The 18312-nt window shown below is 67.2% G+C and carries 23 protein-coding genes and 1 pseudogene; 8 read left to right on the top strand and 16 right to left on the bottom strand.

The window, feature by feature from the left end; all coding sequences use genetic code 11:
• Positions 1-46 precede the first annotated feature (46 nt).
• From VET27_RS12130 to VET27_RS12090, 9 genes and pseudogenes are all read right to left on the bottom strand, one after another.
• Positions 47-925: a hypothetical protein gene (locus VET27_RS12130; protein WP_526518348.1), complete on the bottom strand. Its 879-nt coding sequence runs from the start codon at positions 923-925 to the stop codon at positions 47-49.
• Between the two features lie 97 nt (positions 926-1022).
• Entirely contained in the window at positions 1023-1706 is a 684-nt protein-coding gene (locus VET27_RS12125; protein WP_526518346.1) for a sirohydrochlorin chelatase, read from the bottom strand.
• Positions 1703-2715, bottom strand: a pseudogene (locus tag VET27_RS12120) (uroporphyrinogen-III synthase). The gene VET27_RS12125 and the pseudogene VET27_RS12120 overlap by 4 nt, the downstream one beginning before the upstream one ends.
• A gap of 119 nt (positions 2716-2834) precedes the next feature.
• A complete protein-coding gene (locus VET27_RS12115; RefSeq protein ID WP_526518344.1) occupies positions 2835-3380 on the bottom strand; it encodes a GNAT family N-acetyltransferase in 546 nt (181 codons plus the stop codon).
• Between the two features lie 32 nt (positions 3381-3412).
• The gene (locus VET27_RS12110) at positions 3413-4285 is read right to left on the bottom strand and encodes a 5-oxoprolinase/urea amidolyase family protein (RefSeq protein WP_526518342.1); all 873 of its coding nucleotides are present in this window, start codon (positions 4283-4285) and stop codon (positions 3413-3415) included.
• Positions 4286-4293: 8 nt separating this feature from the next.
• On the bottom strand, positions 4294-4959 hold the full coding sequence (locus VET27_RS12105; protein ID WP_526518340.1) for a 5-oxoprolinase subunit B family protein: 666 nt from the start codon (positions 4957-4959) through the stop codon (positions 4294-4296).
• 74 nt (positions 4960-5033) lie between these two features.
• On the bottom strand, positions 5034-5717 hold the full coding sequence (locus VET27_RS12100) for a queuosine precursor transporter (RefSeq protein ID WP_526518338.1): 684 nt from the start codon (positions 5715-5717) through the stop codon (positions 5034-5036).
• A gap of 12 nt (positions 5718-5729) precedes the next feature.
• On the bottom strand, positions 5730-6710 hold the full coding sequence (locus VET27_RS12095; protein ID WP_526518336.1) for an ABC transporter substrate-binding protein: 981 nt from the start codon (positions 6708-6710) through the stop codon (positions 5730-5732).
• 47 nt (positions 6711-6757) lie between these two features.
• The gene (locus VET27_RS12090; RefSeq protein WP_526518334.1) at positions 6758-7366 is read right to left on the bottom strand and encodes a hypothetical protein; all 609 of its coding nucleotides are present in this window, start codon (positions 7364-7366) and stop codon (positions 6758-6760) included.
• Positions 7367-7535: 169 nt separating this feature from the next.
• On the opposite strand from VET27_RS12090, the gene VET27_RS12085 reads away from it, so the two are divergent.
• Together VET27_RS12085 and VET27_RS12080 are read left to right on the top strand one after the other, a co-directional pair.
• Positions 7536-7820 carry a GlsB/YeaQ/YmgE family stress response membrane protein gene (locus VET27_RS12085; RefSeq protein ID WP_526518332.1) on the top strand — a complete coding sequence of 95 codons (285 nt, stop codon included), beginning with the start codon at positions 7536-7538 and terminating at the stop codon, positions 7818-7820.
• Positions 7821-7836: 16 nt separating this feature from the next.
• Positions 7837-8064 carry a hypothetical protein gene (locus VET27_RS12080; RefSeq protein WP_526518330.1) on the top strand — a complete coding sequence of 76 codons (228 nt, stop codon included), beginning with the start codon at positions 7837-7839 and terminating at the stop codon, positions 8062-8064.
• On the opposite strand, the gene VET27_RS12075 is transcribed toward VET27_RS12080, so the two are convergent.
• The 3 genes from VET27_RS12075 to VET27_RS12065 form a co-directional block, all read right to left on the bottom strand.
• Positions 8061-9428, bottom strand: a complete 1368-nt coding sequence (locus VET27_RS12075) for an aldehyde dehydrogenase family protein (protein WP_526518328.1) — start codon at positions 9426-9428, stop codon at positions 8061-8063. The genes VET27_RS12080 and VET27_RS12075 overlap by 4 nt on opposite strands.
• Positions 9429-9430: 2 nt before the next feature.
• Positions 9431-10522 (bottom strand): phenylacetate--CoA ligase family protein, encoded by a 1092-nt coding sequence (locus VET27_RS12070; RefSeq protein ID WP_526518326.1) that lies wholly within the window; start codon positions 10520-10522, stop codon positions 9431-9433.
• A gap of 246 nt (positions 10523-10768) precedes the next feature.
• On the bottom strand, positions 10769-11566 hold the full coding sequence (locus VET27_RS12065; protein ID WP_526518456.1) for an SDR family oxidoreductase: 798 nt from the start codon (positions 11564-11566) through the stop codon (positions 10769-10771).
• A 66-nt stretch (positions 11567-11632) separates the two neighbouring features.
• Here VET27_RS12065 and VET27_RS12060 point away from each other — a divergent pair, with 66 nt between their 5' ends.
• A complete protein-coding gene (locus tag VET27_RS12060) occupies positions 11633-11893 on the top strand; it encodes a hypothetical protein (RefSeq protein ID WP_526518324.1) in 261 nt (86 codons plus the stop codon).
• A 2-nt stretch (positions 11894-11895) separates the two neighbouring features.
• Here the strand turns inward: VET27_RS12060 and lysE are convergent, their stop codons facing one another.
• Complete coding sequence (gene lysE / locus VET27_RS12055) at positions 11896-12495, bottom strand: L-lysine exporter (RefSeq protein ID WP_526518322.1); 600 nt, start codon at positions 12493-12495, stop codon at positions 11896-11898.
• A gap of 70 nt (positions 12496-12565) precedes the next feature.
• On the opposite strand from lysE, the gene VET27_RS12050 reads away from it, so the two are divergent.
• On the top strand, positions 12566-13447 hold the full coding sequence (locus VET27_RS12050; RefSeq protein WP_526518320.1) for an ArgP/LysG family DNA-binding transcriptional regulator: 882 nt from the start codon (positions 12566-12568) through the stop codon (positions 13445-13447).
• A gap of 114 nt (positions 13448-13561) precedes the next feature.
• Complete coding sequence (locus tag VET27_RS12045) at positions 13562-13792, top strand: hypothetical protein (protein WP_526518318.1); 231 nt, start codon at positions 13562-13564, stop codon at positions 13790-13792.
• 135 nt (positions 13793-13927) lie between these two features.
• Here VET27_RS12045 and VET27_RS12040 read toward each other — a convergent pair whose 3' ends face one another.
• Together VET27_RS12040 and VET27_RS12035 are read right to left on the bottom strand one after the other, a co-directional pair.
• A complete protein-coding gene (locus VET27_RS12040) occupies positions 13928-14059 on the bottom strand; it encodes a hypothetical protein (RefSeq protein ID WP_526518316.1) in 132 nt (43 codons plus the stop codon).
• Positions 14060-14173: 114 nt separating this feature from the next.
• Positions 14174-15550 carry an NAD(P)/FAD-dependent oxidoreductase gene (locus tag VET27_RS12035; protein ID WP_526518454.1) on the bottom strand — a complete coding sequence of 459 codons (1377 nt, stop codon included), beginning with the start codon at positions 15548-15550 and terminating at the stop codon, positions 14174-14176.
• Positions 15551-15765: 215 nt separating this feature from the next.
• On the opposite strand from VET27_RS12035, the gene VET27_RS12030 reads away from it, so the two are divergent.
• The 3 genes from VET27_RS12030 to VET27_RS12020 all read left to right on the top strand — a co-directional run bounded on the left by VET27_RS12030 (position 15766) and on the right by VET27_RS12020 (position 17763).
• Entirely contained in the window at positions 15766-16920 is a 1155-nt protein-coding gene (locus tag VET27_RS12030; protein ID WP_526518314.1) for an alpha/beta hydrolase, read from the top strand.
• Between the two features lie 105 nt (positions 16921-17025).
• The gene (locus VET27_RS12025) at positions 17026-17331 is read left to right on the top strand and encodes a hypothetical protein (protein ID WP_526518312.1); all 306 of its coding nucleotides are present in this window, start codon (positions 17026-17028) and stop codon (positions 17329-17331) included.
• Between the two features lie 60 nt (positions 17332-17391).
• Entirely contained in the window at positions 17392-17763 is a 372-nt protein-coding gene (locus VET27_RS12020; RefSeq protein WP_526518310.1) for an SRPBCC family protein, read from the top strand.
• A 1-nt stretch (position 17764) separates the two neighbouring features.
• Here VET27_RS12020 and VET27_RS12015 read toward each other — a convergent pair whose 3' ends face one another.
• A complete protein-coding gene (locus tag VET27_RS12015) occupies positions 17765-18244 on the bottom strand; it encodes an Lrp/AsnC family transcriptional regulator (RefSeq protein ID WP_526518308.1) in 480 nt (159 codons plus the stop codon).
• Positions 18245-18312: the final 68 nt, after the last annotated feature.

Here is an 18312-nt window from a genome sequence, read left to right as displayed (position 1 = left end):
AATTCGATGGGAGCGTGGATGATCTCCACGTTCGCGGCCCGGGGGGCTAGAGAGCGCGCAGGATCCGACTGTCGGACGTATCCCGCTCCGCCATCAGGCTGCCCCGGGTCGGCGTGCCCCACAGTTCGATGGTCTGCACCACCCAGTAGGCGGCGAACTCGATGATCAGAGCCGCCTCGACGACGATGACCGCGTGGTTGAACCGGTCCAGAATCTGATGCAGGCACACCGCCGCGGCCAAGGTCAGCACCATGACCGCTGAGATCCACTGGTAGATCAACTGATAGCGCCTGCGGTGCGGACACTTGTCGGCATCCTGATTGCCCGCCACGAAGGCGGTGATGACGACCGTCAGGATGACCGAGGCGAACATGGCGACAGCGGCGACGCCATGGGCGTTGGTGCGAAACCAGTCCGGGGCCAACACCAGCGTGACCACGCCCACCGCCAGCAGCAGGCGTTGCCCCCACACCGCCGCCGTGCCGAGTGCGCTCCGGCGTGGCGCGGTGCCGGTCCGGCGGTACATCCACCACGAGGCGGCGCGGGACACCACCAGGGCGATGACGACGGCCCACACGTTCGCGATGGCCGACTGGATCCCGATGTTCAGATCCGCACAGCCACTAAATAGTACGGGCCGCGACGTCGGAACCATGGCGACGACGAAGGCGAGAACGCCTGCCAGGTTCAGCAGGACGTCCTCGGTGTCGCTGCTGCCCTTGTAGACGATGAGCATGGCACCGATGGCGCAGAGTGCCGCGATGAATATGGCGTGCGCGGACGTGAAGTAGTACGCGCTGATGGAGGTCTGCCAACACGTGGCATGTAGGCGTTCGATGAGCACCGCAGCGCCGAGCAAGACGATCATCACCGGCATGCCGCCGCGCAGGAAGCGGTAGGTGTTCAGGACCGCGCTTTGCGTCATCACACCTCCACGAAACGCGCCGAGACTACGGTTAGTGACGGAAAATCGCCGATTCCCGTCACTAACCGTAGTCTCGGCGGGCGCGCAAGGTGGCCCCTCAGGGGGGGACGGGTAGCCGTGCCCGCCGGAATCGGCTCGCGATCAACCGGGCCACGCCGGCGTGGGTGCCCAGGGGTGCGGTCACCACGTCGGCCCCGGACTGGTGCAACCGGTCTTGAAAGAGGCCGTCCGCCAACAGATACGACGCAACGACGACCCGGCGGGCGCCATCGGAGCGCAGGGCGGTGACGGCATCGGCGACGCGTGGCTCACCGGTCGCCGCGTACGCGAGTTCCACCCGCCGGCCGATCGCGGCCGACAACAGTGCGGCCGTGATCCGGAGGTCGCGCTCGGCGCGAGGGTCTGAGGTTCCGGCTGCGGCCACTATCACCGAATCCGATGGACGCCAGCTAGATTCGACGAGGCGGTCGATGAGCACCCGAACGATGTGCGGCGACGGTCCGAGCGCGTCGGTCACGGTCTCGTTCGGGTGGCCGCTGGCTTCGACGAACCGCGGGATGTCGACCCGGACGTGATGGCCGCTGGCCAGGAACGCAGGCACCACGACGGCCGCCCCGTCGGGCAGCGCCGACAGCACGTCGGCCGGCGTCAGTCCGAGCACGTCGACGAACGCGGTGCGCACCCGTTGACCGAGGTGGCCGCTGACCCGCTCGGCGAGATCGGCGATCATCGCCACCCCGTGGACCTTTCGGGTGCCGTGGGCGACGAGCAGGGGGTTCACGCGACGCCCACCGGATGGTCGTCAACGGCCAGTCGATAGCCACGCTTCACGACCGTCGTCACGATGTGCTTGTCACCCAGTGCCGCCCGCAACCGCAGCACCGCCGTCTCGACGGCGTGCGTGTCGGTACCACCGCCCGGCAGCGCGTTGAGTGGGGGCACCGCGCGACACGACGTTTCCCGGCCGGTGGGCGAGCGCACGGATGGTCGCCATGCCTGCCGGGGGTAGCTCCTTGACGACGCGGTCGACCAGGACACAGGTACCGCGGATCTCCAGCACGTGGCAGGCGACCGTGACGGTCCTGGACTGCAGAAGTGGCAGCTCGTCGGTGATGTGGCGGGCCAGTGCGCCCAGCCGCATCCGCTCGGGTGCCGACGTCGGTACCCCTAGTCGCACCAGCGGACGAGAGGTCACCGGGCCTACGCACATCGCATGCACGTCGGTCCGCAACGCGGCGAGCACCTTGTCCTCGATGCCCATCTCGACTGCCCGCATCGGCTTGGCCGCCACGGCGGGCGCAGACGTGAAGCTGACCGCGTCGAACTCGTGCTCGGCGACGCCACCGACGAGCGCGTCGAAGCCCCCGTCGCGCGGCGCAGGGTGCCAGCGGTAGACGCGGATCGGCACGACCTCGGCCCCCGCGGCGCGCAGATCGTCGAGGAACTCGGGGAACGGGTCCCACTCCGCCGTGGCCCCGTGCAGTTGCACGGCGATCCGCAGACCCGAGATGCCGCCCACACGCAGGTACTGAAGAACTTTGCGTGAGGACTCCGACTCCGGACCACTCCTCGGGCAGCCCAGCTGCCTTCAGTGCGCCGGTCGCCTTGGGTCCGCGGGACACGACGCGGGCCTTGGACAAGGCGGCGATCAACGCCTGGGGGTGGTCGTGAAGCTCGTCGTCGTCGGGCAGCGGCACCATCGCGATCTCGGCCGCGCTGGTGACCGAAGCCCCGCGACGGCGCAACAGCGTGCTCAGCTCATCGGCACGTCTGGCTGAGGTCACCGCCATCCGGAATCCGGTCAGTACCACGGCCTTGCCTGCGAATGTCGCGACTCGCGGACCACGATCCTGCGGTGAACGTCCCCTCGCCCGCGGGGAGGTGTCACTGTGAGGCGCCTTCTAGCTGGTCACCACACGTCGCCGTTGCGGTAGTCGCACGTGATCTCGCCGGCGGTGTCGAGCTCGACGCTCAGTGGCAGCACGAAGATCGATCCGTCGTCGTCAGGGGTGGGAGTCACTCCGGAAGGGGCCAGGACGGCCGTCGTTCCCTGCCACGGCAGCCAACCTCGCGACGCGTAGATGTGCCTGCCCGCTTCCGACGAGCTGAGGGCCCCCAACTGGTACGCGCCGCGCAACACCTGCTCCAGGGCATTCATCACGGCCATCGCGAGACCCTGGCCGCGCCAGTCCTCCCGCACCGCCACTGCCTCGAGATAGCCGCAGCGCAGAGCGGTGCCCTGATGGATCAGCCGACGTTGCACCACCGCGCCGTGCGCGATCAGGGCGCCGCGGACGCAGATCAGCGCATGCATGCCGCCGAGTGAGTGTTCCCAGTCGGCGTCGGTGAAGTCGATCTCGCCGTCGGCGAAGGCGTCGACGAGCATCATGCGGGCGTCCTCACGCGTCTCGCCATCGAGATCGGACGTGTGAACCAGGCGCGCAGTGTGGAGCACACCTCGTTCCTACCAGGGGCCGACGACTAAAACTACCGTCTGCGTGGACGCGACCAGTGCATCCGCACGTGCTGTCCGGGCCGCACCTGGGCCACCCGGTCGATGTCCTGATCCGCCACCACGCCGATCACGGGATAGCCGCCGGTCACCGGATGGTCGGGACCGAGAATGACGGGTAAACCGTTGGGCGGCACCTGAATTGCGCCGCAGCTGGCACCCTCGCTGGGGAGCTGCCGGTCGGGCCAGCGGTGGTGCAGGGGTCGGCCGTTAAGCCGCATCCCGACGCGGTCACTTCGGTCGGACGCGACCCAGTCGGTGTGCACCAGGGCGTCCGGATCGGTGAACCAGTCGTCGCGCGGCCCCGGAACGACGAGGAGCTCGAGCAGGTCCCTGGCGATGGACGCGACCGGTGCCTGGTCGAGCTCGGGGAAGTCGGCGGTGTGCTCGCCGATGGACAGCACGTCACCGGGTTTCAGCGGCGGCGGGCCGATCGCCGACATCACGTCATGGCTTCGGGAGCCGAGCATCGGCTCGACGTCGATGCCGCCCCGGACGGCGAGGTAGCTTCGAAGGCCCGACTGCGGCGTGCCGAGGGAGATCACCTCACCGTCGTGGGCGTAGTGAATGCTGTTGGTGCCGAAGGGAAGTCCGTTCACCGACGGATCGGCGTCGGCACCCGTGACGGCGATGGCGACGTTGCCGCCCCGCACGCGTGCCGAGAATCCGCCGAACGTGACCTCGATGGTGGCACGGTCACGAGGATTGGCGACCAGCCTGTTGGCCAGCGTGTGGGAACGACGGTCGGCCGCACCGGAGCGGGTCACGCCCATGTGCGCAAGTCCCGGTCTGCCCAGGTCCTCGAGCAGGGCCAAGGGGCCGGTCGTCAGGATTTCGAGGGTGGTCATATCGGCCCCTATTCGATCGCCCGGAACTGCACCCACTTGCCGGGCAGAAGTGCTGGCGGGTCGCGTTCGACGTCCCAGAGGACCGCATCGGTGCGTCCGATGAGCTGCCAACCACCAGGGGTCTCCCGGGGGTAGACGCCGCTGAATTCGCCTGCCAGCCCGACGGATCCAACGGGCACCCTGGTTCGCGGCTCGGCCCGGCGCGGCACGTGGAGGCGTTCGTCGCCGCCGACCAGGTAGGCGAATCCAGGAACGAAACCACCGAACCCGACGCGCATCGGTGCGGCGGTGTGGGCTGCGACGACCTGGTCGGGGGAGAGTCCGGTCAGTCGCGCCACCTCGTCGAGGTCCTCGCCGTCGTAGACGACGTCGATCGTGACGTCGGCACGACGATCGGTTGATGCGGTGTCGGCATCGGTCGCAACCGGTTCCACGCGAAGCCGGTCGAGGCGCGCCCGCGTCGCCGCCGGGTACCGCGGGCCAGCGAGCTTGAGCAACACCGAGCGGGACGCCGGGACGATGTCGAGGACGCCGAGCAGTTTCGCTTCCCGTAGCGCGTCGCACCAGGCCAGCACTTCGGCCGTGCTGTCGAGGTCGAGCAGCAGCGCCTGGTCCCCGTAGTCGTGCACCGTGCCGAGGGGCATCACGTTCGTCAATTCAGCCGAGACCGTCATCTTCACAAGCTACCCACCAGTAGCTACGTTTTCATCAAGCCTTAGGATCTCGCCAGAGGAGCCTCAGAGATGCTTCACACCGCGGGCTCGTAGGTCGGCTCCTTGCGCTTGATGTACGCGATCACGCGGTACGTGATGGGCAGCATGACCACCTCGACCGCGGTCTTGTATAACCAGCCGAGGGCCGTGTAGACGGCGAAGTCGCGGAAGGTGGTGATGCCGATCGCGCTGGCCGCGATACTACAGAAAACCAACGTGTCGCCGAGTTGGCCGGCAAACGTCGATCCGACGAGGCGGGCCCACAGGTGCTTCTCCTTGGTGCGTTCCTTGATCGCCACGACGACCCAGGCGTTGATGGTCTGCCCGACGATGAACCCCGCGAGCCCGGCGATGATCAGTTGCGTGTAGGCGTGTACGACGTTCTCGAACGCTGCCTGGTTAGCGTAGAAGTCGGCGGCGGGGAGATAGATCGTGACCCAGAACGCCAGCGCGGCCAACACGTTCATCGAGAAACCGAGGACGATCGCGCGCCGCGCCGCCTTGAATCCGTACACCTCGGACAGGACGTCGCCGATCACGTAGGTCAGGGGGAACACGATGAAGCCGCCGTCGGTGATGATGGGCCCGAAGGCCACGCCCTTGGTAGCGGTGACGTTGGAGATGATGACCAGGGCCGTGAACACCGCGACGAGGATCGGATAGTAGGCCGAACCCACCTGTGCGAATGCTGTCGGCCTTTCGGGCTTGAGGCTGGTCACCCGCACATCTTGTCAGGCGAGAACTCCTGCGATCATCTGCGGTAACTGGTCGGCCACCAACGGATAGGACAACACCGACGTGAACGCCAGCGCGCCGGCGAGATCCTTGCCCGTGAAGACGTTTCTATTGGTCTTCGTCGACTTCAGGGTGGCGAACGTCGGGTCGGTGAGCAGTGCGCCCTGTTCCTCGTCGCTCTGGGTCTTCCATACGACGACGTCGGCGGCATCGAGGACCGATGCCAGGCGGTCGCGCGGCACCTGGGCGCGGTCGTCCTTCACGACGGCGTTGACGCTGTCCGGGATGGCGAAGCCCATCTGCGTCAGGAACTCGGTACGCCAGCCGGGCGGGGTGACGTCGTAGTCGTCCTGGTAGGTCGTGGCGCTGACCACCACGATCTTCTTGCCGTTGAACGTCGGGTTGTTCTTTCCGACGTCGGCGAACTTCGCGTCCACGTCGGCGACGAGCTTGGTCATCTCGTCGAACTTGAACACCGCCTGACCGATGGTGGTCGCCTGGTCCTTCCACGGTTCGAAGAACGCGTTCTGGCCGGACTGCGCGATGGTCGGCGCGATGGCGGACAGCTTCGTGTAGGTGTCCTGGTCGAGACCTGCGTTGGTGGCGACGATGAGATCGGGCTTGAGCGCCGCGATTTGGTCGACCTGGATGCCGTCGTAGAGGTTGAGTACGACGGGCTGCGCGGTGCCGAGTTTGGGCAGGGCCCATGGCCATACGGCGAACGGTTCGCCACCGAACCAGTCGGTGACGGCGATCGGAACGACCCCGAGCGCAAGCAGGTCGTCCTGTTCGGTGAATCCGGCGCTGACGACCCGCTTGGGCGCGGACGGGATCTTGGTCTCGCCGAAGACGTGTTTGACGGTGACGGACCCGTCGCCGGCTACCGTGCCGGGTTTATCGGAACTGCAGGCCACGGTGGTCAGGGCGAGGCCCGCGGTGATGGCCAGGAAACTCCGTCGGGACCAGATCAGTGGCACGCGGCCGAGCGTAATCGGTATCGGACGGCGGGGCCGCCGAACACGGACTAGTCCTCGTCGGAGAAGGCCTCGAGGTACTCGTCGTAATCATTGACGGCGCCGCGGATCTCCTCGCGGGCGCGGTCCCAGGATTCGACGATGTCGGTACGTGCCGCGTCGGCCCGAGCGGCCACGTGGTGTCGCTCTCGCCCCAGCGCGTCCTTGACGTCGCCACCGCGAGCGGCGATCGTCGCGACGGCGAACGCGGAGTCGATGGCCGACCCGGCCACGTTGCCCTGGCCGCGGAGGACTGCTTCGGCGACGTCGGCGGCACCGACCACGACCGCATTGGGCAGGGTGGCCTGGTTTCCCACGTACTCACCGATCGCGGTGCGAACTCGGGTGCCCGTACTGCCGACGACACCGCGCACCTCCGTGCGGGTGTGGGCCAGTGCTGCGGGCAGCGTTGCGCCACTGCGGATCTCGTCGATGACGGTGACCGGTGCGTGCACGAGGGCAACGGATATCTCGGTGGAGGCGCCGACGAGTTGGGCGCCCAGTCCCTGGCCTGCGACGAGCTGACGCTCCAGGACCTGTCGGATGACGGTTGCGGGGGTGGCGTCCTGATCGGGGGTGGTGTCGAGGTCTTGCATGTCGTCTCCTTCCAGCGCGGTCATGGAGACCAGTCCATCCGTCGCGATCGACTCGTGGCGGTCGCGGAGACCAACCGCGGATGAATCCCTCGTGGCACCCCGCCGCACCATGCGGGGGCATCGCGATTGAACTGCTCCTGCCGCGGGTAACAAGTGCGGGCACCACCTGGTGCCCTGACCAAAGGACTCATTCGTGATCGGAACCATCATCGGCGCCATCGTCGTCGGGCTCATCGTCGGCGCCCTCGCCCGACTCGTGATGCCGGGCAAGCAGAACATCGGCGTCATCGTCACCATCGTGCTGGGCGCTCTGGGCTCGTTCCTGGGCACCTGGGTGTCCTACAAGCTCGGCTACTCCAACCAGAACGGTGGCTTCAAGATCATTCCGTTCCTCGTCGGGGTCATCTTCGCAGTGGTGCTGATCGCCGGCTATCTCGGAATCGTTGGTCGTCGTAGCCAGGCCGGACGCACCAGGTAGCGGACGGACGAGCGCCATGTTGGCCCTATTGAGTAGCCCGGTACGCCGGTTCCTGTTGATCACCCTCCTGGTGCCCGCCATCGCCTTCGTTCTGAGCAAGGCCGGTGGCCTCCTGGAGCGCCGAAACGGCGGGCAGCCGACCAGGGTGTCGCGGTTCCTGGTCTCGGCGTCGTCATTCCTTCGTCGCATCGGCAAGAAGGGGGACGACACCGAGCAGCCGGCCCGTGTGCCGGGAGCGGCCTAGGCGCGGTGGAAGCCCTTGTTGCGCATCAGGAAGTCAGCCAGGTAGCCGTCGTGCGGAATCCGAGGCCTCGCGAACTGGGTGGGTTGACGTCCGCTGTAGACGTTGGTGACGGTCGGGTCGGCAAGGAGGTCGTCGATCAGGGTGCCGTCACTGGTGATCGCATTGATCACCAGTGAGTTTCGCAGCGGGCCCAGACCGTCGGCTCTGGACCAGGCGGACACCCACGCGCACGGGAAGGGCAGTTCGACGTTGAGGAGGTCGACGTCCGGCCGCCTCAGCAGGTGGACGGCGGGGCGTAGCGCGGCGTAACCATCGCCGAGGTCGACGACCACCTGATCGGCGCCGAGTACCGGTTCGGTGCCGCGGCCCCGACGCGCGAGGTGCTCGGCGAGTGCTCGCGCGTCGGAGAGCGGCATGGTGGGAAGGATGGCTGCCTCGTCGACGTTGGACAGCGGCGTGGCGGCCGCCAGTCGCTCGGCGATTGCTTGCGCCAGTGGCTCCGGGTCGCCTTCGAGGAGGACCGCAGTGGTGTTGACGCAGGCCATCCCGCCGAGCCCGCCGATCGATTCGACGATGACGTCGAGGTGGTCGCGCCAATCGCAGTCGGCCGTGATCAAGATCTTGGTGCGACCGGGACCGTTCACGAGCACCGTCGGATCGGATGCGTAGTGGTCGGTCACGTCCTGACCGCCGTAGACCATGGCGAGGTCAGCGGCGCGGACGAGTTCGTCGGCAACGGAGTGCTCGATGGGCAGGAACAGTGCATGCTCGTGGCGAAATCCGGCCTGGCGCAACGCGATTATGAGCCGGTGCGCCGTGAACGGTTCGCGTCGCGACGGCCGGACTGCGACGCGGTAGCCCAGCGCGAGCGCCTGCGGCCAAAGTCCATGCACCCCGGGAGCGTTGCCGGGCGCGAGCACCGCAAGCACGTCGCCCCGGCGAGCCCAGACCGCGCCGCCTTGCTCGCCGACGTCGCGCCAGTCGAGGCTTGCGCCGGCGGGCTTCGCGGGACGTATTGCGTCGAATGTCGTTACCAGCGAATCGGCCACCGCATGCCCACCCGCACGTGCGACGCGCATCGGAAGACCCGTCACCCGGCATGTCAACGCGATGTACTCGGCGAAGTCGAGTCCCGCGATGGAAGAGGTGAGAAACAGTTCGGACGCCCGGGTCAGCGCGGACTCGCGCTCGCTGAGGGGCAACGGCTGCACTGCGCGTTGCGCGCTGACGGACCGGGTGACGAACAGCCGCGGTACCACGCTCAGCTCTGCGACGGGGACACCGCCGGTATCACGGATGAGTTCGGGCTTGCGCGTGCGGTATTCGCCCGCCGGACCGAGCGCGTCGAGGGCGACGAGGTCCATCGTCAGTACACGCCCTCGATGATGGGTTGTCCGTCGAAGATGGCCACGGGCGCCACCTCACTGACGGAATCGCCGACCTGCCCGCCTCGGCCTGGAGCCCGGATCGCGGTGTCGCGCTCCACGTTGTTGGGGATCAGCATGCCCTTGCTGACGTGGTTCATCACGACCTGGCCCCGCTCCCCGTAGGGCACCCGTTCACGAGTGTCGGGGTCGATCACCCAGAACACCACGTACGGCGACCGTGGGTCGAAGACGAATTCGCCGCCGGCCCCGACCCTGGTGGCAGCCTGCGACAGAATCATGGTGCTACCGAAAACCGTGGAAACGCCGGCGTGGGGGAACATCTCGCGCAGCACGTCGAGAGTGTCCGCGTCGACGTGAGGTCCGCCGAGCAGGATGTAGCGGATCTTCTCGTTGACGAGGTCGACGAGCCGGTCATCGCCGGCCAGGGCCTCGAGCAACGGGGGCGTGGCATGCAGGTTGGCGACGGACTGCGTATCGAGGATGGACCTTGCCTGCTCGACGACGTGGTCGACGTAGGACGACACCTCCGCGGTCGCATCCCGGGCCGCGAGTTTCTTGACCCAGCGCGGATCCAGGTCGACTGGGTGAAACGTGGATCCGAGGCGCTCGGCAACCTCGCGGTCGAAGTGTCCGACGCCGTGGGGGCCGCTCGGCATCATGCACAGCAGCCCGCCGCCCGTCACGAAGCCGCCGGCGGTGAAGTCCGCTACCTGCCACCGGGTGACCTGCTCGACCCAGTCCGGCAGCTGCGCGGTCCGCTTGGGGGCTCCCGTGGTACCGCCGGACTCGTAGATCCGGGGAATGGGCAGCGGCAATCCGTACCCGCGGGGGATGAGGTCTTCGACGGGCGCGCTACGCAGCTGGTCGACGAGATTTGGAAACAGGGCCAGGTCGGCGTAGGTGCGGACGTCGGTCAGTGGGTCGAAGGCCAGGTGTTCGGCCGCGCGCAGCCAGAACGGTGAGCCGGTGTCGGCGCCGAAGTGCCATGCCATCGCGGCCCGTAGGTACGCTTCCGGATCGGGCGGTGCTTCTCGCGGAACGTCGAGGATGGAGAAGTCGATCTCCGTCACATCGCCATCCTGTCGCAGCCTGGTGCCGCCGGGTGGCAGGCGACAGCGAAACTTTGAGGGGCGCAACCGCAAACGGTGGTCGACGGCGACGTGAACTCGCGGGTCGCCGTGCGATTGCGGCAGCGTCATCGCCGCCATCGTCTGCGGGGCGATCGCAGCATCGAATTCCCCACGCCGACTGCACGCATGTTTACGGGCCTTGTCGACATTCGTGTGCAAGAAGCGTGCAGTCGGCGGAGATGCGGTTCAGCTGTGCGCGATCCGCTTGTTGACCAGCCGGGTCAGCCACGCCGGTGAGAATCGCGCGCCCGTCGCCAGGGCCTTCGCCTGCGACCCGACCGGGAAGTGCACCTGGTGGATCAGCCGCCGCGGCCACGACGGATCGACGGCCTTCACGATGTCGTCGGCGATGTCCTGGGCGGTGAGGCGAATGCCCAGGGATTGCGTGCTGCCCGTCGTGATGTCGTCGGTCATCGCCGTCTGCACGTAGAGCGGCCACATGGCGATCACGCGAATTCCGTACTGCTTCCACTCGATGTCGAGGGCCTCGGTCATCGCGCGGACGAAGAACTTGGTCGCGCTGTAGTTCGCCAGCTCGGCCTGGCCGTAGATCGCCGACGCAGACGCGAGGTTGACGACGACAGCGCCGGGCGTGGCCTTCAGAAACGGGAACGCGGCGTGCAGGCCGCTCACGACGCCCTTGGTGTTGATGTCGATCTCCCTGTGATGGGCCGTGACGGCGATCTCCTCGAAGCGACCCGCGATCAGAATGCCCGCGTTGTTGATCATCACGTCCAGGCGATCGCCCGCCGCCTTGGCGAATTCGGCGACGCGCCGCGCCATCTCGTCGGCGTCGGTCACGTCGAGGTGGCCGGTCACCGCCCGGGCGCCAAGGTCTCCGATCTCGTCGGCAAGGGTCTTCAAGCCGACCTCGTCGATGTCGTAGGCGCCGACGACGTAGCCGTGCCTGGCGAAGGACAAAGCGGTCGCGCGGCCGATGCCCGCGGCGGCACCGGTGATGAAGACGGACTTCGCGACGCTCATGACGCTCATGACGACCATGATGTCTCGTGCGGGTGCATGCTTGAAGTGCACCCACGAGGAGTGATCATGCGTAGAGGCCCGAACCTGGCTCCATCCGTTCGGCTGATCATGTGTTCGGCCGCGCTCGGGGTGGCCGCCTTCGCGGGCGCACCGGCGGCCTCGGCGGGGTGTAACGACTCCAGCGGGACGGTCGTCTGCGCCCAGGGAGACATCCGCGGGACGCACGCTGCGCCCCCGGCCCGGGCCGACCTCGGCGCGTGGGGTTACTGGTGCAACGGCTCCGTCTGCTTCAGCGGCGGCCGATTCGGGATCGGGCTCGGACCGTAGCGTCAGGGCACCGCGAGCGAGACGCCGAGGCCGATCATCGTCGCGGCGATGAGGCAGTCGAGCACCCGCCAGGTGATCGGCGTGGCGAAGAGTCCGGACAGTCGGCGTGCGCCGAGTCCGAGGCCGACGAACCAGACCGCGCTGGCGGTCACTGCCCCGATGCCGAACAGCCAGCGTTCCTCGCGGTGCTCGTTGGCCAGGGCACCGAGAAGTACGACGGTGTCGAGGTACACGTGCGGATTGAGGAACGTCAAAGCAGCGCACGTGACGAGCACTTCGGCCAGTCGGGCGGGCGCCGCGTCGGAAGGCGTCAGCGAGTCGGGCCGCCACGCGCGCTTGGCCGCCATCAGTCCGTAGCCGACGAGGAAGAGCGCGCCGCCGAATTTGACGACGGTCATGGCGCCGGGGTGGGCGCCGATCAGCGCGCCGACGCTGGCGATGCCCGCGGCGATCAGTACGACGTCCGACACCGTGCACATCGCCACCACGGGTAGTACGTGCTCGCGGCGGATGCCCTGCCGGAGGACGAACGCGTTCTGTGCGCCGATGGCGGCGATCAGCGCGAAGGACGCCAGGAATCCCATGACGAGGGGCGAGTTCATCCCTCGAAGCTAGGACTCGGGGCAGCTGCAGTACAGCTAATGATTCTTCACTAGCATTAGAATCGCTCATGTGAGTCTCGACGCCCAACAGCTGGCCGCACTCGCGGCCGTCGTGGAACTGGGCTCCTTCGATGCCGCGGCATCGAGGCTGCACGTGACTCCGTCGGCAATCAGTCAGCGCATCAAGGCTCTTGAACACGGCGTCGGCCAGGTATTGGTCAAGCGGGAGAAGCCTTGTAGGGCAACGGCCGCGGGCGTTCCGCTGCTGAGGTTGGCGGCGCAGACCGCGTTGCTGGAGTCCGAGGCGCTGGCCGAGATGGGTGGCGGCCAGACAGAACGCACCCGGGTGGCACTGGCGGTCAACGCAGACTCGATGTCGACCTGGTTCACCGCGCTCCTCGGCCGGTTGCCGCAAGTGTTGTTCGACATTCGGATCGAGGACCAGGACCACTCGGCACGGCTGCTGCGCGAGGGTGCGGTGATGGGCGCGGTCACGACCGAGCGCACTCCGGTGTCCGGGTGCCGCATGCAGGCCCTCGGGGTGATGCGGTACCTACCGGTGGCCAGTCCTGGATTCGTCGAACGTCATTTGCCCGACGGGTTTACCGCGCTGACGGCCGCGGCGTCTCCTTCGCTGGCGTGGAATCGCGAGGATGCGTTGCAGGACATGTTGGTACGCAGGGTCTTTGGCCGGGCAATCACCCGCCCGATTCATTACGTGCCCACTGCCGAGGGTTTCCGGGCAGCTGCGCTGGCCGGGCTGGGGTGGGCCATGTACCCGGAGCAGGCGGCCGCGCCGATGCTGGCCGACGGATCGTTCGCACGGATTGCCGCCGTACACCTCGACGTACCGCTGTTCTGGCAGTGCTGGAAGCTGGACAGCCCGACGATCGACGCCGTCACCGCCGCAGTGCGGTCGGCCGCCGGGAGCTTGCGGTGCCGAGGCGGCTGAGTCGATGCTGGCCCTCCCATGCCAACGTCCTGTGAATGTGCTTGGTCGCCGCCCGCGCGTGGCGTGCGACGGGCCTAATCGACGTGTACCTGACGCGACGATTGGTGGATCAACATGAAGCGAACCGGCAACCGCATCGACCGCAAGACGCAGGCCGCATTAATCGGCGGGACTGCGCTACTCGCGATGGGAATCATCGGGGTGGCAGCCGGTGGTGGCGGCGACGGTAAGACGGCCCTCGTGTCCGGCGGATCGATGTCGACCGGTGCCACGACGACGCTGACGTACTCGGGGACGATTGCGCCGGTAAAAGCCGTCCCGCCCGTGAAGGCCACCCCACATTGACGTCCCTTGAGGCTGCCGATATCAAGTGATGTGCCCGACGGTTCGCGGACCTTTGGGTCGTCGGGTACGGGGCCAGAACTGGCCGTGCTGGCAGCCAACGGCCGCTCGCAGGCCGAGGGCAGCGGCTTTCAAGCGCTATGCGGCGGGTGCATTCTCCCGTGATGACATGCAGTCGTCGACGTAGACGAAACCGCAGGGTTGGCAGGACACCTCGTAACGCAGGAGTCCGCCGTCGCCCTCGCGGAAGCAGTAATTCGTCTGAGTCATGCACCGAGGGCACCGTGCCGTGCCTCGCTCGACTACCACGCTCATCGCCGAGGCCTTCCGTCATGGGCAGTTTGCTCCCGCCCGCGTGTGGTGCATACCCGTCGCGACCTGCGGCTAATCCACGACATGACGCGTGTCTTTCTGGGTCGTCGCCGCAAGGGCCGACGCGGGACCGCACGCCGACCAGGTGTACGGCTGCTCGTGGGAGGTCGGGCTGCCGAGCATGAAGGTGCGGTCGGTACGTCGTGCACGGGCAATCGCGAACAGCCAGGTGGCGACGGTGCTGACCCGGTTCTGTACCCCGGTGAGGAACGCGATGTGGATGAAACCCCAAGCGAGCCAACCGAAGAAGCCCGACAACTTGACTGGACCGGCCTCGAGTAGAGCGTGGCCGCGGCTGATGTAGGCGGCTGAGCCGACATCGCGGTAGCGGAAGTCCTTGCGGGCCCTGCCCGCGAGGTCGTGACGGATGCAGGCGGCGGCGTGCAGACCGCCCTGCATGGCGTTCTCGGCCACCCCGGGCAGCTTGTCGCGGCCGACCAGATCGCCGATGACGAAGACTTCTCGATGCCCGGGCACGGACAAATCGGCGTCGACCGCGATGCGTCCCGCGTGGTCCGTGTCGGCTCCCAGCACCTCGGCGACTCGTCTGGCGAACGGCACGGCTTCCACCCCGGCCGTCCACAGCACCGTCCGTGCCGCGAACTCCTCGGTCGATCCGCCCGCCTTCGGCGTGACGGTGATGCCCTCGCGGCGTACGTCGGTGACGTGGACGCCCATGTGCAGTTCGACGCCCAACCGTTCCAGGATCTTGGCGGCCTTGGCCGACAAGCCCGGCGCAAAGCTGGCGAGGACGCACTCACCGCCGTCGAACAGCAGCACCCGGGCGTCTTCGGGTTCGATGCTGTGGAACTCGTTTGCCAGTGCGCGGGTTGCCATTTCACGGATCTGGCCGGCCAGTTCCACTCCGGTCGGTCCGCCTCCGGCGATGGCGAAGGTGAGCCAACCTTCGCGCTCCGGGCCGGCAGGCAGTGTCTCCGCGATCTCGAAGGCGGCGAAGAGGCGGCGCCGGATGCTCAGGGCATCGTCGAGGGTCTTCATTCCCGGCGCCCACGTGGCGAACTCCTCGTGGCCGAAGTACGACTGCCGCATCCCCGCGGCGAGGATGAGCACGTCGTAATCGAGGACGAACGTCGTGTCGTCGGGGCGACGCGCGGTGACTCGGCGCGCCTCGGCGTCGAGTTCGACCGCCTCGCCGAGCAAGGTGGTGACGTTTCGGTGCCGAGCCAGTTCCTCTCGTAGCGAGCGACTGATCTGACCGATGCTCAGCGTGCCGGTGGCGCACTGGTATAGCAGAGGTTGGAAGACGTGGCATGCGGCGCGATCGAGCAGGGTGACGTCGACGTCGGCATCGCCCAGACTGCGTGCGCAGAAGAGTCCGCCGAACCCGCCCCCGATGACCAGCACCTTCGTGCGACCGTTGCTCACGATTTCGAGACTACGCACAACGTGTGTTTCGTCTCACCCGATAGCGGGTACAAAAGCGCCAACGCTGCAGTCAATTCGGCGTCTGACTCCTGCTAGCGGAAGACGCCCCCATGATTCCCTTCATCTGCCCTGCGTGCGGGCAATTCAGCATCGGTACCGCGGACTGCTCGTCGTGCCCTGACGACACGACCTCACGCGGCGCGGCGCGGCCATAGCCGATGACGATCTCGAGTTCGACTCCTACGGTCCCCACCCAGACACCGCGGTCTCGGGACCGCCGGATCGCTCGGCTGCATCCCGTCGAGGTCATGCTTGCCTGCACCAGGATGTACTCGTCCGTACCCGTCGTGGGCAAGCACCTCGAACCGTTCGCCGGGTTGACGGCGTTGGCGCTCTGGGGTGGCCACTACGCACCCGCGGCCTTCCGTGCGGCCCTGAATCGGCGCGCCGACGCAGGTGCGGCGACGTCGCCGCCCGATGGCATAGCCACCGCAGGTCGCGTGCCGCCCTACTTGCGCGCCCGCGCTCAGCGTCGGAAATGCCTATACAGCAGCTCAATTCGCTACGGTGATCACCCGGCTCAGCTCCTGGACGTGTGGCGGCGCCCCGACTTGTCGCGCGGCGCGCCGGTTCTGCTGTTCGTGCCGGGAGGGGCATGGGTGCAGGGCACGCGCGTACTGCAGGGGCACACGCTCCTGTCGCATCTTGTAGGGCAGGGCTGGGTGTGCGTGACGATGGACTACCGGGTGTCACCGGTGCACCGCTGGCCGCGACACATCGCCGACGTCAACGCAGCGATCGCGTGGGCCCGCGCGAACATCGACCAGTACGGCGGTGACCGCGAATTCGTCGCCATCGCAGGCTGTTCGGCGGGTGGCCACCTTGCGGCACTGGCCGGTCTCACCCCGGGTGATCCCGAGTTTCGCGGCGAACTGGCCGACGATGCCGACACGTCGGTGGATGCGGTCGTCGGAATCTACGGCCGCTACGACTGGCAGGACCGCTCGACGGCGACCCGTCGGAACTTCCAGGGGTTTCTCGAGCGAGTCGTCGTGCGGCGCAGTCAGTCTCGTCACCCGGAGGTCTTCGCCGCCGCGTCGCCGATGGCGCGTATTCACGCCGACGCGCCACCCTTCTTCTTGATCCACGGCGAGCATGACGCGATCATCCCGGTCGACGAAGCGCGACGGTTCTACACTGCACTGAGAGCGCAGTCGCGCAATCCGGTGGAGTACTCCGAAGTACCTCGTGCCGGCCACGCATTCGATCTCGTTGATGCGTCACACGCGAGGCGCTGCGCGGTCGAGATCTCGGAGTTCCTCACCGAGGCACGGGATAGACATGTTGACCGACGGGCTGCCGCTGCGGTTTGATTCGTCCCGAGGGTCAACGTCGCGGCACGTCAACACCATTGACGTTAACTCGACGATCGCGAAGTCCAGATCGCCGAGGGGAAGGTGACGCGGGGAAGATGTTTGGTGATCGCGAACGAGCCGGCATTCCATCAGATCAGGCGCATCGCAGGTGAGGCGGGACACGTCAGCTACTACGTGGATGTCGGGACCATCGACGGCGGCACGCGGCGCTTGGCCTTCGCGGGAAACATCTTCGTCGGCCCGGTGGTCGTGACCAGCAGGGACGAAGCGAGGCAGTGGGATCACGACTTGATCGAGGACCCTCGACGGTTCGGTGAGTTCGTTTCCTCGGAGTGGATCCGGCGGTTCCTGGACGTGTGGGAGGACGAAGGTTCCGACCGTCGCTGTTCGAGGCAGCGATTCGGCTGAGTGGTTTGGCCGGTCGAACGGCCGGGGATAATTCACTGCCATGACCTCGGACGGCAACTCATGTTGACTACGGCACGCACCATGGCGGTCCCATCCTCGGCAGCGTGGCGCGTGCTGACCGATCTCGACGCGTGGCCGCAATGGGGGCCGACGGTGAGTGGCGCGGAACTGACCGATGGCGGTCCCTTGCGGCTCGGATCGCGAGGGAGGGTCTGGACTCCGGTCGGGGTGGCCCTTCCTTTCGAGATCACCGAGTTCGACGACGGACGTGCGTGGGCCTGGAAGGTCGCCGGGGTGCCTGCGACCTGGCACGCCGTGGCACCGCTGCCGGGTGGGTGCCGCGTGTCGTTCGGCGTGCCGATCTGGGCGCCGATCTATCTGACGGTCTGTGCCGTGGCGCTCAAGCGCATCGAGAAACTGGCGGCGACCTAGTTCATGCCCGTGGCCGACGCGCGAGTTCTTCGAGTAGCGGCCGGGTGCGGTAGGCGACCACCTCGTGCATCGCCACCGACATCGTCGTCCGTTCCACTCCCGGCACTGCGAGTACCAGTCCGGCGATGCGATACAGGTCGTCGGCGTCGGTGGCGACGACACCGATCAGCAGGTCTGCGGCACCCGAGAGTCCGGTGACCTGGGTGATCTGAGCGATCGTCTCTAGCGCGGCGATCACGTCTTCGAGGCGGTGCTGGTCGACCACCGCGGTGATGAACGCCTTCAGGGGATATCCGAGATCGCGCGGTGACACGCAGCGGTCGATGGGTGCCAGGACCTTCTCCTGCTCCCATCGAGACAGTCGGGCCTGCACGGTGTTGCGCGCGAGGCCGAGGACGGCGGCCAGCTGCACTCCGGTGGCGCGCGGTGCGTCACACATCGCCAGAAGAAGTCGCGCGTCGGTGCGATCGAGCCTCGTCATGTCGCCCAGTATTGCACGTCACACTTCTCCAAAAATGGGCGACATGCTCAAGTATGGTCGTCAAGCTT

The sequence above is a fragment of the Mycobacterium sp. genome, assembly GCF_035633495.1.
Classification (GTDB): domain Bacteria; phylum Actinomycetota; class Actinomycetes; order Mycobacteriales; family Mycobacteriaceae; genus Mycobacterium.
Note: the sequence above shows the minus strand (reverse complement) of the source record. Positions and strands in the feature narration are given on the sequence as shown.

Excerpts from the sequence above, each read along its gene's own strand:
- VET27_RS12080 (WP_526518330.1), top strand. The coding sequence starts at position 7,837 with ATGTTGGCCCTATTGAGTAGCCCGGTACGCCGGTTCCTGTTGATCACC.
- VET27_RS12065 (WP_526518456.1), bottom strand. The coding sequence starts at position 11,566 with ATGAGCGTCGCGAAGTCCGTCTTCATCACCGGTGCCGCCGCGGGCATC.
- VET27_RS12105 (WP_526518340.1), bottom strand. The coding sequence starts at position 4,959 with ATGACGGTCTCGGCTGAATTGACGAACGTGATGCCCCTCGGCACGGTG.
- VET27_RS12090 (WP_526518334.1), bottom strand. The coding sequence starts at position 7,366 with ATGACCGCGCTGGAAGGAGACGACATGCAAGACCTCGACACCACCCCC.
- VET27_RS12045 (WP_526518318.1), top strand. The coding sequence starts at position 13,562 with ATGAAGCGAACCGGCAACCGCATCGACCGCAAGACGCAGGCCGCATTA.
- VET27_RS12030 (WP_526518314.1), top strand. The coding sequence starts at position 15,766 with ATGACGATCTCGAGTTCGACTCCTACGGTCCCCACCCAGACACCGCGG.
- VET27_RS12075 (WP_526518328.1), bottom strand. The coding sequence starts at position 9,428 with ATGGACCTCGTCGCCCTCGACGCGCTCGGTCCGGCGGGCGAATACCGC.
- VET27_RS12015 (WP_526518308.1), bottom strand. The coding sequence starts at position 18,244 with ATGACGAGGCTCGATCGCACCGACGCGCGACTTCTTCTGGCGATGTGT.
- lysE (WP_526518322.1), bottom strand. The coding sequence starts at position 12,495 with ATGAACTCGCCCCTCGTCATGGGATTCCTGGCGTCCTTCGCGCTGATC.
- VET27_RS12110 (WP_526518342.1), bottom strand. The coding sequence starts at position 4,285 with ATGACCACCCTCGAAATCCTGACGACCGGCCCCTTGGCCCTGCTCGAG.
- VET27_RS12040 (WP_526518316.1), bottom strand. The coding sequence starts at position 14,059 with ATGACTCAGACGAATTACTGCTTCCGCGAGGGCGACGGCGGACTCCTG.
- VET27_RS12020 (WP_526518310.1), top strand. The coding sequence starts at position 17,392 with ATGTTGACTACGGCACGCACCATGGCGGTCCCATCCTCGGCAGCGTGG.
- VET27_RS12060 (WP_526518324.1), top strand. The coding sequence starts at position 11,633 with ATGCGTAGAGGCCCGAACCTGGCTCCATCCGTTCGGCTGATCATGTGT.
- VET27_RS12130 (WP_526518348.1), bottom strand. The coding sequence starts at position 925 with ATGACGCAAAGCGCGGTCCTGAACACCTACCGCTTCCTGCGCGGCGGC.